General features: G+C 69.5%; 16 protein-coding genes. 12 read left to right on the forward strand and 4 right to left on the reverse strand.

Features of this window, described 5'->3' with window-relative positions:
- Positions 1-40 precede the first annotated feature (40 nt).
- From mshA to ACFWY5_RS03685, 3 genes are read left to right on the forward strand one after another with little or no spacing between them, the layout of a single operon-like run.
- The gene (gene mshA / locus ACFWY5_RS03675) at positions 41-1,324 is read left to right on the forward strand and encodes a D-inositol-3-phosphate glycosyltransferase (RefSeq protein ID WP_379622684.1); all 1,284 of its coding nucleotides are present in this window, start codon (positions 41-43) and stop codon (positions 1,322-1,324) included.
- Between the two features lie 10 nt (positions 1,325-1,334).
- Positions 1,335-1,814 carry a YbjN domain-containing protein gene (locus ACFWY5_RS03680; protein ID WP_379622682.1) on the forward strand — a complete coding sequence of 160 codons (480 nt, stop codon included), beginning with the start codon at positions 1,335-1,337 and terminating at the stop codon, positions 1,812-1,814.
- 10 nt (positions 1,815-1,824) lie between these two features.
- Positions 1,825-2,562: a phosphoglyceromutase gene (locus ACFWY5_RS03685; protein ID WP_379622680.1), complete on the forward strand. Its 738-nt coding sequence runs from the start codon at positions 1,825-1,827 to the stop codon at positions 2,560-2,562.
- Between the two features lie 49 nt (positions 2,563-2,611).
- Here ACFWY5_RS03685 and phoU read toward each other — a convergent pair whose 3' ends face one another.
- The gene (phoU, locus tag ACFWY5_RS03690) at positions 2,612-3,256 is read right to left on the reverse strand and encodes a phosphate signaling complex protein PhoU (protein ID WP_379622678.1); all 645 of its coding nucleotides are present in this window, start codon (positions 3,254-3,256) and stop codon (positions 2,612-2,614) included.
- A 123-nt stretch (positions 3,257-3,379) separates the two neighbouring features.
- Here phoU and ACFWY5_RS03695 point away from each other — a divergent pair, with 123 nt between their 5' ends.
- Together ACFWY5_RS03695 and ACFWY5_RS03700 are read left to right on the forward strand one after the other, a co-directional pair.
- Positions 3,380-4,558: a sensor histidine kinase gene (locus tag ACFWY5_RS03695; protein WP_379622676.1), complete on the forward strand. Its 1,179-nt coding sequence runs from the start codon at positions 3,380-3,382 to the stop codon at positions 4,556-4,558.
- The gene (locus tag ACFWY5_RS03700) at positions 4,555-5,247 is read left to right on the forward strand and encodes a response regulator transcription factor (RefSeq protein ID WP_184958198.1); all 693 of its coding nucleotides are present in this window, start codon (positions 4,555-4,557) and stop codon (positions 5,245-5,247) included. The genes ACFWY5_RS03695 and ACFWY5_RS03700 overlap by 4 nt, the downstream gene beginning before the upstream one ends.
- A 65-nt stretch (positions 5,248-5,312) precedes the next feature.
- On the opposite strand, the gene ACFWY5_RS03705 is transcribed toward ACFWY5_RS03700, so the two are convergent.
- Positions 5,313-5,885, reverse strand: coding sequence for a copper chaperone PCu(A)C (locus ACFWY5_RS03705; protein WP_379630464.1), 573 nt, complete (start codon positions 5,883-5,885; stop codon positions 5,313-5,315).
- A gap of 242 nt (positions 5,886-6,127) precedes the next feature.
- Here ACFWY5_RS03705 and ACFWY5_RS03710 point away from each other — a divergent pair, with 242 nt between their 5' ends.
- The 4 genes from ACFWY5_RS03710 to ACFWY5_RS03725 all read left to right on the forward strand — a co-directional run bounded on the left by ACFWY5_RS03710 (position 6,128) and on the right by ACFWY5_RS03725 (position 7,912).
- Positions 6,128-6,610 carry a CarD family transcriptional regulator gene (locus ACFWY5_RS03710; RefSeq protein ID WP_030451583.1) on the forward strand — a complete coding sequence of 161 codons (483 nt, stop codon included), beginning with the start codon at positions 6,128-6,130 and terminating at the stop codon, positions 6,608-6,610.
- A 17-nt stretch (positions 6,611-6,627) separates the two neighbouring features.
- On the forward strand, positions 6,628-7,089 hold the full coding sequence (ispF, locus tag ACFWY5_RS03715; RefSeq protein WP_184958197.1) for a 2-C-methyl-D-erythritol 2,4-cyclodiphosphate synthase: 462 nt from the start codon (positions 6,628-6,630) through the stop codon (positions 7,087-7,089).
- A 186-nt stretch (positions 7,090-7,275) separates the two neighbouring features.
- The gene (locus ACFWY5_RS03720; RefSeq protein WP_379622670.1) at positions 7,276-7,563 is read left to right on the forward strand and encodes a GlsB/YeaQ/YmgE family stress response membrane protein; all 288 of its coding nucleotides are present in this window, start codon (positions 7,276-7,278) and stop codon (positions 7,561-7,563) included.
- A gap of 73 nt (positions 7,564-7,636) precedes the next feature.
- The gene (locus ACFWY5_RS03725; protein ID WP_379622668.1) at positions 7,637-7,912 is read left to right on the forward strand and encodes a GlsB/YeaQ/YmgE family stress response membrane protein; all 276 of its coding nucleotides are present in this window, start codon (positions 7,637-7,639) and stop codon (positions 7,910-7,912) included.
- On the opposite strand, the gene ACFWY5_RS03730 is transcribed toward ACFWY5_RS03725, so the two are convergent.
- Entirely contained in the window at positions 7,909-9,087 is a 1,179-nt protein-coding gene (locus ACFWY5_RS03730) for a fumarylacetoacetate hydrolase family protein (protein ID WP_379630596.1), read from the reverse strand. The genes ACFWY5_RS03725 and ACFWY5_RS03730 overlap by 4 nt on opposite strands.
- A gap of 63 nt (positions 9,088-9,150) precedes the next feature.
- On the reverse strand, positions 9,151-9,993 hold the full coding sequence (locus tag ACFWY5_RS03735) for a DUF2637 domain-containing protein (RefSeq protein ID WP_379630465.1): 843 nt from the start codon (positions 9,991-9,993) through the stop codon (positions 9,151-9,153).
- A gap of 55 nt (positions 9,994-10,048) precedes the next feature.
- On the opposite strand from ACFWY5_RS03735, the gene ACFWY5_RS03740 reads away from it, so the two are divergent.
- The 3 genes from ACFWY5_RS03740 to rlmB are packed head-to-tail and all read left to right on the forward strand — an operon-like array spanning position 10,049 to position 12,852.
- On the forward strand, positions 10,049-10,435 hold the full coding sequence (locus ACFWY5_RS03740) for a PPOX class F420-dependent oxidoreductase (protein WP_379622662.1): 387 nt from the start codon (positions 10,049-10,051) through the stop codon (positions 10,433-10,435).
- Positions 10,436-10,477: 42 nt separating this feature from the next.
- Positions 10,478-11,869 carry a cysteine--tRNA ligase gene (cysS, locus tag ACFWY5_RS03745; RefSeq protein ID WP_379622660.1) on the forward strand — a complete coding sequence of 464 codons (1,392 nt, stop codon included), beginning with the start codon at positions 10,478-10,480 and terminating at the stop codon, positions 11,867-11,869.
- A gap of 23 nt (positions 11,870-11,892) precedes the next feature.
- On the forward strand, positions 11,893-12,852 hold the full coding sequence (gene rlmB / locus ACFWY5_RS03750) for a 23S rRNA (guanosine(2251)-2'-O)-methyltransferase RlmB (RefSeq protein WP_379622658.1): 960 nt from the start codon (positions 11,893-11,895) through the stop codon (positions 12,850-12,852).
- Positions 12,853-12,873 lie beyond the last annotated feature (21 nt).

Here is a 12,873-nt window from a genome sequence, read left to right on the forward strand (position 1 = left end):
TGCGGCTTAGGTCCGCCTGGTTGTAGCCAGGTTGGAGGTGGTGACGTTGAGGCGTCGACGGGTCAACCGCGTGGCGACCATCAGCATGCACACATCCCCCCTGGACCAGCCGGGCACCGGTGATGCGGGTGGGATGAACGTGTACATCGTCGAATCCGCCAGACGACTGGCGGAGCTGGGTGTCGAGGTGGAGATCTTCACCCGGCAGACCGGCAGTGCCCTGCCTCCGGTGGCGGAGATCGCGCCGGGCGTCTCGGTCAGGCACGTGACGGCCGGGCCCTACGAGGAACTGGATCGCGCCGACATGCCCGGCCAGCTGTGCGCGTTCCTGTCGGGCGTGCTGCGGACCGAGGCCATGTACGACCCGGGCCGCTACGACGTCATCCACTCCCACTACTGGCTGTCGGGCCAGGTCGGCTGGCTGGCCAAGGAACGCTGGGGCGTCCCGCTGGTCCACACCATGCACACCATGGCCAAGGTCAAGAACCTCCTGCTCGCCTCCGGCGACCGCCCCGAGCCCCCCGCCCGCGTGCTGGGCGAGGAGCAGGTGGTGGAGGTCGCCGACCGCCTGGTCGCCAACACCTCCGACGAGGCGCGCGAGCTCAAGGACCTGTACGGCGCGCCGGACGACCGCGTGGCCGTCGTCAACCCGGGCGTCAACCTCACCGTCTTCCAGCCCGCCTCCCAGGGCGCGTCCCGGCGCAGGCTCGGGGTGAGGCAGGACGCGCACCTGCTGCTGTTCGTGGGCAGGATCCAGCCGCTCAAGGCACCCGACGTGCTCCTGCGCGCCGCGGCCCGCATGCTGATCGAGGACCCGTCGCTGCGCGAGCGCCTCGTGGTCGCCTGCGTCGGCGGCCCGTCGGGCAACGGCCTGGCCCGCCCGGACGTCCTCGTCGACCTGGCCGCCGAACTGGGCATCGCCGACGTGGTCCGGCTCGTGCCGCCGGCGCCGCAGGAGGAGCTGGCCGACTGGTACCGGGCCGCCGACGTGACCGTGGTGCCCTCCCACAGCGAGTCGTTCGGCCTCGTCGCCCTGGAGTCCCAGGCTTGCGGCACCCCGGTGGCCGCGGCCTCGGTGGGCGGGTTGCGCACCGCCGTACGCGATGGAGTGTCAGGACTGCTCGTCGACGGCCACGACCCGCACGACTGGGCGCTGGCGCTGCGGCGCTTCGTCACCGCGCCGCGCTGGCGCGACGGCCTCGCGTCCGGCGCGCGCGCCCACGCCGCCGCCTTCGGCTGGCAGTCCACCGCCGCGCGCCTCATGGAGGTGTACGCGGGCGCCATGGCTCATCTCCACCGGATGCCGGTCGCCGTCAACTCGTAGGGTGTGGCACATGCGTGAGGTTGTGGAGGCGGCGTTGAAGGCCGCCGAGGTGCCCTTCGAGGAGGAACGGCCGGGCGCTTTCGTGGTCACCCTGCCCGGCAAGCGCAAGCTCGCCACCGTCACCTGGTTCGTCATCGGCGACCAGGCCATGCTGGTGGAGGCGTTCTTCTGCCGTCAGCCCGACGAGAACCACGCCGAGTTCTACCGCTTCCTGCTGTCGAAGAACGGCGGCATGTACGGCGTGCACTTCGCCCTGGACCCGGTGGGCGACGTCTACCTCGTCGGAAGAATCCCCCTTGACGCCATCAGCGAGCCGGAGATCGACCGCTTGCTCGGCTGCGTCCTGACCTACTCCGACGACTGGTTCAACACGGCACTCGAACTCGGCTTCGCCTCGACCATCAAGCGCGAGTGGGAATGGCGGGTCAAACGGGGCGAGTCGCTCAAGAACCTCCAGGCGTTCGCCCACTTCGCCGACCCCGGCTCCTAAGATTGTCGCCATGGCGACATTGGTACTGCTACGGCATGGCGAGAGCGATTGGAACGCTAAGGGGCTGTTCACCGGCTGGGTGGACGTGAGCCTTTCGGCCAAGGGCGAAGAGGAGGCCGGGCGCGGCGGACGCCTCCTGACCGAGGCCGGCGTCCTGCCGGACGTGGTCCACACGAGCCTGCTCGTCCGGGCCATCCAGACCGCGCAGCTCGCGCTGGGCGCGGCCGGGCTGGCGTGGCTGCCGGTCAAGCGTTCGTGGCGGCTGAACGAGCGCCACTACGGCGCGCTGCAGGGCAAGAACAAGGCGCAGACGCGCGAGGAGTTCGGCGAGGAGCAGTTCATGCTGTGGCGCCGCTCCTACGACACCCCGCCGCCGCCGATCGCCGACGACGACGAGTTCTCGCAGGCCGGCGACGCCCGCTACGCCCAGCTGCCGGACGAGCTGCGGCCGCGTACCGAGTGCCTGAAGGACGTGGTGGATCGCATGCTGCCGTACTGGTACGACGAGATCGTGCCGGACCTGGCGGCGGGCCGTACCGTGCTGGTGGCCGCGCACGGCAACTCGCTGCGCGCGCTCGTCAAGCACCTCGACGGCATCTCCGACGCCGACATCGCGGGGCTGAACATCCCGACCGGCATCCCTCTGGTGTACGACCTGGACGCCGACTACAGGCCGGTCAAGAGCACCTACCTCGACCCGGACGCGGCCAAGGCGGCCATCGAGGCCGTGGCCAACCAGGGCCGCTGAAACATCCAAGGGGGCTACCCGCCGATCCGGGTAGCCCCGATCTGGTTTCCTAGCCGGGCCGGGAACCGGTGACGAGGTAGACGACGTCGCGGGCGACCCGTACCGAATGGTCGGCGTACCGCTCGTAGTAGCGGCCGATCAGCGTTATGTCGATCGCGGGCTCCACGCCGTGCGCCCAGTCCTTGGACAGGATCTTGCGGAACAGCCGCCGGTGCAGCCTGTCCATCGCGTCGTCGTCCTGCTCGAGCTCCAGCGCCGACTCCACGTCGCGGGAGGCGACGGAGCTGCCGGCCTTGGTGATGAGGTTCTCCGCGATCTGGCCCATCTCCAGGATGGTCGAGCGCATCTCCGGCGGGATGGCCGAGTCCGGGTGACGCAGGCGAGCGACCTTGGCCACGTGCCCGGCCAGGTCGCCCATACGTTCCAGGTCGGTGCCCATGCGCAGTGCGGTGATCACCATGCGGAGGTCGACGGCGACGGGCTGCTGCCGTGCCATCAGCTCGAAGATGGTGGTCTCGATCTCCGCGAAGAGCCTGTTCACCTCCTCGTCACGGGAGATGACGCTCTCGGCCAGCTGCAGGTCGGCGTCGAGGAGGGCGGTGGTGGCCCGCGAGATGGCGGACCGGACAAGCCTGGTCATTTCCACCAGTTTGTCCGTGAGGGAGTCAAGTTCTTCATGGTACGCGTCGCGCATGTCGTCACGGTACGTGTAGATCTGTGAACGAACCCCGACCGCAAGGTGAACTTTCCGGGAAAGGACCGTTCATCCGCAGGTAGAGGGTCTGTTACGTCTCCTGAGCCACCTACCATCGAAGACATGAGTGAGATGGCCCTGAGCTTCGCGGCCCTGGCCGGCTTCGTTGTCGGAGCCGTGGCCGTCCTCTTCTATCGCAACCAGATCGAGACGCGCGCCAGAGACGAGGACACCGACGACACCGAAACCGGTGCCCTGCCACAGGGCGTCGCCTCGGTTCTCGCGGTGCTGCCCTCCTCCGCCGTCGTCCTCGACGCCCACGACCGGGTGCTGCGCGCCAGCTCGGCCGCCCGCGCGTTCGGGCTGGTCAAGGGCGACCGCCTCATGGCCGCCGAACTCCTCGCGCTCGCCCGCCAGGTCCGCCGCGACGGCGAGATCCGGGAGAGCGAGATCGACGTGGCCGGCCACAAGTTCGGCCAGGAGACCACCTGCTTCGCGGTACGCGTGGCGCCGCTGGGCTCCCACGGACAGGTCCTGGTGCTGGCCGAGGACCAGACGGAACGCCGGCGGGTCGAGGCGGTACGCCGCGACTTCGTCGCCAACGTCAGCCACGAGCTCAAGACCCCCGTCGGCGCGCTCAGCCTGCTGGCCGAGACCATCCAGGACGCCGCCGACGACCCCGAGGCCGTCACCCGGTTCTCCGGCCGCATGCAGCACGAGGCGGCCCGGCTCACCTACCTCGTCCAGGACCTGATCACGCTCAGCAGGATCCAGGGCGCGGAACCCATCCCCACCCCCGGCCAGGTCGCCATCGACGAGGCCGTCAACGACGCCATCGACCACTGCAACACCAAGGCCGTCGCCAAGGACATCACCCTCGTCTCCGGCGGCACGGAAGGGCTGCGCATCTGGGGCGACGACGAACTCCTCGTCACCGCCCTGCGCAACCTCATCTCCAACGCCATCGCCTACAGCCCCGAGCACACCAGGGTCGTCGTCAGCGTCAGGCCGGCCGGCGACTCCGTCGAGATCAGCGTGAGCGACCAGGGCATCGGCATCCCGGAAGAGGCACTGGAGCGCATCTTCGAGCGCTTCTTCCGCGTCGACGCCGCCCGCTCACGCGCGACCGGCGGCACCGGCCTGGGCCTGGCCATCGTCAAGCACGTCGCCGTCGCCCACGCGGGCGAGGTGTCCGTGTGGAGCAAGGAAGGCTCCGGTTCGACGTTCACCCTCCGCCTGCCCGCGTTCGGCGGGACGGCGGTAGCCGTACCACCTTCGATTCCCCTGGAGGCAGTCCAATGACCCGAGTTCTCGTAGTTGAGGATGAGGAGTCGTTCTCCGACGCCCTTTCGTACATGCTCCGCAAGGAGGGCTTCGAGGTCTCCGTCGCCGCGACCGGCCCCGAAGCACTGGACACCTTCGACCGCAACGGCGCCGACCTGGTCCTGCTCGACCTGATGCTCCCCGGACTGCCCGGCACCGAAGTCTGCCGCTCGCTGCGCCAGCGCTCCAAGGTCCCGGTCATCATGCTGACCGCCAAGGACAGTGAGATCGACAAGGTGGTGGGGCTGGAGCTGGGCGCCGACGACTACGTCACCAAGCCCTTTTCCTCCCGCGAGCTGGTCGCCCGCATCCGGGCGGTCCTGCGCCGCCAGGGTGACGTCGTGGAGGAGCTGGAGAGCGCCGTCCTGGCCGTCGGCCCGGTCCGCATGGACGTCGACCGGCACGTGGTCGCGGTCCGCGGCGAGCAGGTCCAGTTGCCGCTGAAGGAGTTCGAGCTGCTCGAGGTGCTGCTGCGCAACGCCGGCCGCGTCCTGACGCGTGGCCAGCTCATCGACCGGGTGTGGGGCGCCGACTACGTGGGTGACACCAAGACGCTCGACGTCCACGTGAAGCGGCTGCGCGCCAAGATCGAGGCCGATCCGTCCAACCCCCGCTGCATCCTCACGGTGCGCGGCCTCGGCTACAAGTTCGACGCCGTGGAGGAGTGACCGGCCTTCTCGCGTTCGCTTTCTCCGGTACGGCGGGCCGCCCGCCGTACCGGAGAAGAAGGCTTCTAGTGCCCGCCCGTCGTGGCCGTGTGGCTGGCGGAGGGCGAGGGGGACGGCGCGGGGGTGGCGCCGGGGGCCGCGGGGTAGGCGGCGAACTCGCGGCTGCGGGTGACCACCGGCACGTGCAGGTCGACTTGGCCCGCCTTGGCGAACTGGACCGACAGCCGCACGCTCTCGCCGCCGTGCAGCGGCTTGGACAGGCCCTGGATGATGATCTGGGGCGTCGGCTTGCCGGTGCTGGTGAGCACGCCCGCCGGGATCGTGATGGGCGTCGCCAGCTTGGCCGCGCCGACGTCGGAGCTGACGGCCTGGATGGCGTCGCCCGCGGGGCTGATCACGTTGAGGTAGACGGGGGCCTGGCCGCCCTGGGCGAGCTGTGCGCCCGCGTCGGGGCCGAGGATGAACGCCTGGGGGATCTGGACGCCGCGGGCGCCGTACGCGCCGTTCTCGATGAGGGCACCGGCTTCGACGGGTGCGTACGGCTTGTTGGTGTTGGCGTCGAACCCAGCGGCACAGCCGGCCAGCACGGGGGCCGCGAGGAACGCGGCGGCGGCGACAATCCAGCGACGGCTGGTCACGGGGGTAACTCCTAGGTCTCGCGCGTGCGTGTGAGTGGGCAGCGCCCACCATATCCGGCCTATTCCATGGTCATATCCGCGCCCCTGCAGGTCATTCGGTATGTCAGCATTTGTGATTCACAGAGTTGAAGGGATGTCAACCCCTAATATGCGGCTTTGACCTGCAGTTATGGTGATTTCACTGTTCCGGGAGGCTGTGGATGCGTGGTACCCTGGAGTACAGCGGAAGGGGTACTTGTCACATGACTTTCCAGGTCGGCGACACTGTCGTCTACCCCCACCATGGGGCTGCTCGGATCGAAGCAATCACGACCCGAACCATCAAGGGTGAGGAAAAGACCTACCTGGTGCTCAAGGTCGACAAGGGCGACCTAACCGTCCAGGTGCCAGCAGAAAACGCAGAACTTGTCGGCGTACGTGATGTTGTCGGCCAGGAAGGCCTCGAGCGGGTTTTCGACGTTCTCAGGATGCCGCACACCGAGGAGCCGACCAACTGGTCTCGCCGTTACAAGGCCAATCTCGAGAAGCTCGCTTCCGGCGATGTCAACAAGGTCGCCGAGGTGGTTCGGGACCTGTGGCGGAGGGACCGCGAGCGCGGCCTTTCCGCGGGTGAGAAGCGCATGCTCGCCAAGGCCAGGCAGATTCTCGTGAGCGAGCTCGCACTCGCCGAGAAGACCAATGAGGACAAGGCCGAGGCCCTGCTCGACGAGGTTCTCAACTCCTGAACGCGCAACTTCCCCGGGTGGGCGTCGGTATCGACGTCCACCCGTTCGCATCTGGGCGCGAACTGTATCTCGCCGGCCTGCACTGGCCGGGCGAGACCGGGCTCGACGGCCATTCCGACGCGGACGCGGTCGCCCACGCGGCCTGCAACGCGCTGCTGTCGGCGGCCGGCATGGGCGATCTCGGCGCCGTCTTCGGCACCTCCGACCCCCGCTGGGCGGGCGCGTCCGGCGCGGTGCTGCTGGAGGAGACCGTACGCCTCGTGCGCGAGGCCGGATTCCAGATCGGCAACGTGGCCGTCCAGGTGGTCGGCAACCGGCCCAAGCTGGCTCCGCGGCGCGCTGAGGCGGAGAAGGTCCTGAGCGCGATCGTGGGCGCTCCGGTGAGCGTCTCCGCGGCGACGACCGACGGGCTCGGCTTCACCGGCAGGGGCGAGGGAATCGGCGCCATCGCCACGGCTCTCGTGGTGAACCTCGCGTAGCCGTAAGGCGTCTTATGTCGGGATGCGTTGAGGTATCCCGGCGGGTGGTGCCCTTAGCCCGTCGACTCAGGGGTGCGGCGGTCCGTCACTGGCGCGGTACGGACCGCCGCTCTTCCCATGCGTAGCTCTCCGTGATGCCGGGTAAACCCTTTGTGAAGCGGCAAGTGGATCTGGGGGGACCTTGTCATGATCGGAGCCATCGTCTCGGCGATCGTCATCGGCGCCATCGTCGGCGCGCTCGGCCGGCTGCTGGTGCCGGGCAAGCAGAACATGTCCATCGGCCTGACCCTCATCGTCGGCATCGTCGCCGCGCTGCTCGGCACGCTGATCGCCCAGGTGTTCGGCTGGGCGGACACCCGCGGCATCGACTGGCTGGAACACATCCTCCAGCTCGCGCTCGCGGTGGTCGGCGTCTGGCTGGTCGCCCGCATGCAGGCCACGCGAGGCTCGGGAACGTCGGGTCCCGCCGCGTAGGCATATTCACGAACGACGGGGTAGACCTCAGGCTGTGGGTGTGAAGGTCTCACACTTACCGGGAGGTGCCCACATGACCATCCAGTCCATCCTCGGCGCCATCGTGATCGGCGCGGTGATCGGCGCAATCGGCCGGCTGCTGATTCCCGGCAGGCAGGCCATCGGGTGGATCCTCACCATCGTCGTAGGCATCATCGCCGCTCTGGTCGGCACGCTCATCGCCCAGGCGATCGGCGTCGAGAACACCTCTGGCCCCGACTGGATCGAACTCGTGATGCAGGTCGTCCTGGCCGTCGTCGGCGTCGGCCTCGTGGCGGGGCTGCGCCGCAGCCGCGGGGGCAAGACCTAGACGGCGGGATAGACGGTCCCCGCGACCCCGCCGAACCCCAGGCGCGAACCATCGGCCGCGGGGACGGAGGCGGTGACACGCACCATGTCGCCGTCGCGCAAGAAGACCCGCTCGGAGCCGTCAGGCATCCCGAGCGGGTCTCTGCCGTTCCAGGTGAGGTCCAGGAGCGTGCCTGCGCCCCCGACGGGCCCCGTGGTCAGGAGATCGCCCGTGCGCACCGGAGAGCCCGTCACAGAGGCGTGCGCGAGCATCTGCGCGCCGGTCCAGTACTGCCCCTGGTACTCGGGCCTGGCGACCGTCAGGCCGTTCAGCCGGACGTCCAGCTCGGCCCGGATGGCCACGTCGTCCTTGATCGTCAGGTAGGCCGCAGGTTCGGGGTCCTGGACCGGCTGGGCCGTACGCGCGTGGTTGAGCGCCGACAGCGGCACCACCCACGGCGAGATCGACACCATGAACGCCTGCCCCAGGAACGGCCCCATCGGCCGCGCCTCCCACGCCATCAGGTCCCAGGCCCGCCAGGCGTTCACCAGCACCGCGCCGAAGACGTGGGCGGGGAAGTCGGAGGTGCTCAGAGGGTACGGCGGCGCCGACGGCACCCCGACCACGTATCCGAGCTCGGCCGACAGGTCCAGCTTGGCCGTCGGGCCCACGTGGCCGCGTCCCAGCTGGCCGCTCGGGCGCACGACCGGCGCCCCCGACACGGTGACGGCGGCGGCTCTGCCGTACTGGCCGACGGGCATGTGCCGCCACGTGCGGGGCAGCGGATCGCGCTCGGGCGGCAGGAACATGCGGCCCACGTTCGTGGCGTGCTCCAGCGACGTCTGGAACAGCAGCAGGTCCGCCACGTTGAACGGCAGGTGCAGCCGCACCTCCTTGAGCGGCGTCAGCGCGGGAAGGACGTGCGGCCTGCGGCTCTCGTCGGTGAGCAGCTCCAGCAGGTCGGCGCGGACGTTGTGCCACACCCGCGGACCCGCGGCGAGGAAGGAGTTGAGCGTGCCGCTGGCGAACCAGTACGCGGGCGGCAGCGCGCCCTGCGTCGTGAGCAGGTGCATGTCGAGGACGTATTCGCCGATCGCCACCCCCACTCGCGGCAGCTCCCCGCGGCGCGAGAACACGCCGAAAGGGAGATTGAGCAGAGGGAAGTCGCTTCCCTCGGGGACCGGCACCCACGACATGATCGCCACGGCTGGCTGATTCCCTCACCCGGGTCAGGGGGCCGTGGGCGTACGGTCAAACTTTCATTCCTCAGGCGGTAACGGGGTGCTGCGCAGGCGTCCCGAGGGCGCCGGGACCTCGTCCCGCTCGCTGTCGTCGGCCTGTTCGGGACCGTGGCCGGGGTCGGCGGCCTGCTCCTCTTCCCCTTCCGCTTCCTCTTCCTCTTCCACGAACACGCGTACCGGCTGGGTGTCGGCGTCGCGGTCGGTGACCTCCGGCGTCCTGGGGTGGACGAGCACGTCGGTCGGCTTGACGCGGTCGCCCCAGCGCACGGGCTCTGGCTCTTTCTGAGGCTCTTCTTCTGGCTCTGGTTCGGGGGGTGACCAGCGGGTGACCCGCTCCGACAGCGGCGGCAGTTCCTCCGTCTCCTCCGTCTTCGGTGGTTCGGGCCGGTGGAAGGGCACGATGTCCGGCTCGGGCTCCGCCTCTTCCGGTACGGCCGCGCGTCCCGCCTGCACGTGCTTGATCAGGAGCAGCCACAACCACAGCGCCACGGCCAGCATGATCCAGGGGGCGAGGGCCACGCCCAGGGCGGCCTGCCGTACATCGAAGGAGAAACGCAGCGCCGTCGCCACGTTGACCGCCGCGGCCGCGACGATCAGCAGCACGAGCGCGGTCGCGGCCTGGGCGCGCACGAGCGGCCGGGCCGTGCGCAGCAGCAGGACGCCGGTCAGCGCGACCACGAGCACCGCGTCGAACGCGGCCGGATAGAAGAACGCGAGCTCGGGCCGGGCCTCACCGAGGATGGCCAGCTCGCGCAGATCGTCGAAGGACAGGGCGCAGGCGGCGCCGGTCAGGGCGGCCACCGCGAGTCCGGCAAGGGCGAGGCCCAGGCGGCGCAACGTGGAGGGGGGAGTCACTTCCATGGCGAATTCGAGACTACAGAAGAATGGGTGACAGCAAGCGATCAAGGGAGATTCCATGGCAGAGCTCTCCGACGACGTGCGGAGGCTGTTCGACGGCCCCAACTACGCGACGGTGACCAGCATCAATCCGGACGGCGGGCCGCAGGCGTCGGTGATCTGGGTGCGCACGGACGGCGACGACATCCTGTTCTCGACCGTCAAGGGCCGGCGCAAGCCGCGCAACTACGAGCGCGACCCGCGCACCAGCATCGTCGTCATCGACCCGGACAACCCGTTCAGGTACGCCGAGGTACGCGGCATGGTCACCCTGGAAGAGGACCCCGCGGGCGACCTCATCCAGGAGCTGTCGCGCAAGTACACCGGTGCGGCCTGGGAGGAGCATGCGGGGGCGGAAAGGCTGATCGTCCGGGTACGTCCGGAGAAGGTCTTTCTCAAGGGGTGATTGTCGGCATGCGACGCCACCCGAGGCGTTAGCCTTTCTTTCGTGAGCCTGCACCTTTACGACACCAGCACGCGCGCCATCCGTGAATTCGTTCCGGTCGAAGCCGGCCGGGCGTCGATTTACCTGTGTGGGGCCACCGTGCAGGCGCCCCCGCACATCGGGCACATCCGCTCGGGCGTCAACTTCGACGTGCTCAGGCGCTGGCTGACGCGCTCCGGTTACGACGTGACCTTCTGCCGCAACGTCACCGACATCGACGACAAGATCATCAGGGTGTCGGCCGAGGAAGGCGTGCCCTGGTTCGTCGTGGCCGAGCGCAACCAGCGCGCCTTCACCTGGGCCTACGACACGCTGGGCTGCCTTCCGCCCACCGTCGAGCCGCGCGCCACCGGCCACGTGCCCGAGATGATCACGCTGATGGAGCGGCTGATCGAGCGCGGTCACGCCTACGCCTCGGGCGGCGACGTCTACTTCGACGTACGCTCCTACGCCGACCGCTACGGCTCGCTGTCGAACCAGCGGCTGGAGAACATGCGGCCCGCCTTCGACTGCGACGACGACTCCCACAAGCGCGACCCGCGCGACTTCGCCCTGTGGAAGGGCGAGAAGCCGGGCGAGCCGACCTGGCCGACGCCGTTCGGACCCGGGCGGCCCGGCTGGCACCTGGAGTGCTCGGCCATGGTCACCAAGTACCTGGGCCCCACCTTCGACATCCACGGCGGCGGGCTCGACCTGATCTTCCCGCACCACGAGAACGAGATCGCCCAGTCGCAGGCGGCCGGCGACGGCTTCGCCCGCTACTGGATGCACAACGGCATGCTCAAGATCGGCGCCGAGAAGATGAGCAAGTCGCTGGGCAACTCGCTGCTCATCCCCGACCTGGTGCAGAAGGTGCGGCCGGTCGAACTGCGCTACTACCTGGCCGTGCCGCACTACCGCTCCTCCATCGAATACTCGGAGGAGGCGCTGCTGGAGGCGGCAGCGGCGTACCAGCGCATCGAGGGCTTCGTGACCAGGGCCGCGGAGGTCATCCACGACGTGGACGCCCACGCGCCCCTTCCCCAGGCCTTCGCCGACGCCCTCGACGACGACCTCGGCACCCCGCAGGCCGTGGCCGTCATCCACGAGGTCGTCAGGGAGGGCAACGTAGCGCTGTCCAAGGGTGACAAGGAGGCGGTGGCCCGCCTGCTGGCCGAGACCCAGAACATGCTGGACGTCCTGGGCCTCGACCCCCGCTCGCCCCAGTGGCGTACCGGCGGCTCCGACCTCAAGCCCGTCGTCGACGCGCTGGTGGCGGTGGCGCTCGAGCAGCGCAAGGCCGCCAGGGAGCGCAAGGACTACGCGGCCGCCGACGCCATCCGCGACCAGATGACCGCCCTCGGCATCGTCGTCGAGGACACCCCGCACGGTCCCCGCTGGGAACTGGCGCGCTGAATTTCGCCGGTACCCTTGGTCCCATGGCAGCAGGTGGTAGGGCGTCCGGTCGACCGGCGAAGAAGAAGGGCCCGGCCAAGGGCACCGGTGGGCAGAAGCGGCGCAGCCTGGAGGGCAAGGGCGCGACGCCGCCCGCCCACATGCGCCACTGGTTCAAGGACAAGTCCCGCGAGGAGCGCATCGCCCGCGAGGCCAAAGGCGGCGCCGGCCGCCAGCCGGCCCGCCAGCGGCGCTCCGAGGACGCCCCCGAGTACATCGGCGGCCGCAACCCGGTCCTGGAGGCCATGCTGGCGGGCGTCCCCGCCAGCGCCCTCTACGTCGCCCAGCGCCTGGAGAACGACGACCGCGTCCGCGACTCCATCAAGATCGCGGCGGAGCAGGGCATCGCCCTGCTGGAGGTCAGCCGCGACAAACTCGACCGCCTGACCGAGGGCGCCGTCCACCAGGGTATCGCCCTGCAGATCCCCGCCTACGACTACGCCCATCCCACCGAACTGATCACCCTGGCCGAGGACGCCGCCGAGATCCCGCTGATCGTGGCCCTGGACGGCGTCACCGACCCCCGCAACCTCGGCGCCATCGCCCGCTCCGCCACCGCCTTCGGCGCCCACGGCATGCTCATCCCCTCCCGCCGCTCCGCCGGAGTGACCGGCGGCGCCTGGAAGACCTCCGCCGGCACCCTCGCCAACCTCCGCGTCGCCCGCGCGTCCAACCTCACCGCGGCGCTACGGGAGTACCGGGAGGCCGGCCTGTTCGTGGTCGGCCTCGACGGCGAGGGGACCGTGGACATCGGCGACGTCTCCCTCTTCACCGAGCCGCTTGTTGTCGTGGTGGGGTCGGAAGGGAAGGGGTTGTCCCGGTTGGTACGGGAGCAGTGTGACGCGCTGGCCAGGATTCCGATGCAGGCGGCGGCCGAGTCGTTGAATGCTGGGGTGGCGGCTGGGGTTACCTTGTATGAGGTGGCTCGTCATCGGCGTGGGTGAGCGTCTACACTGATGGGCTGT

This window comes from Nonomuraea sp. NPDC059007 (assembly GCF_042740555.1).
In the GTDB taxonomy this organism is placed as follows: domain Bacteria; phylum Actinomycetota; class Actinomycetes; order Streptosporangiales; family Streptosporangiaceae; genus Nonomuraea.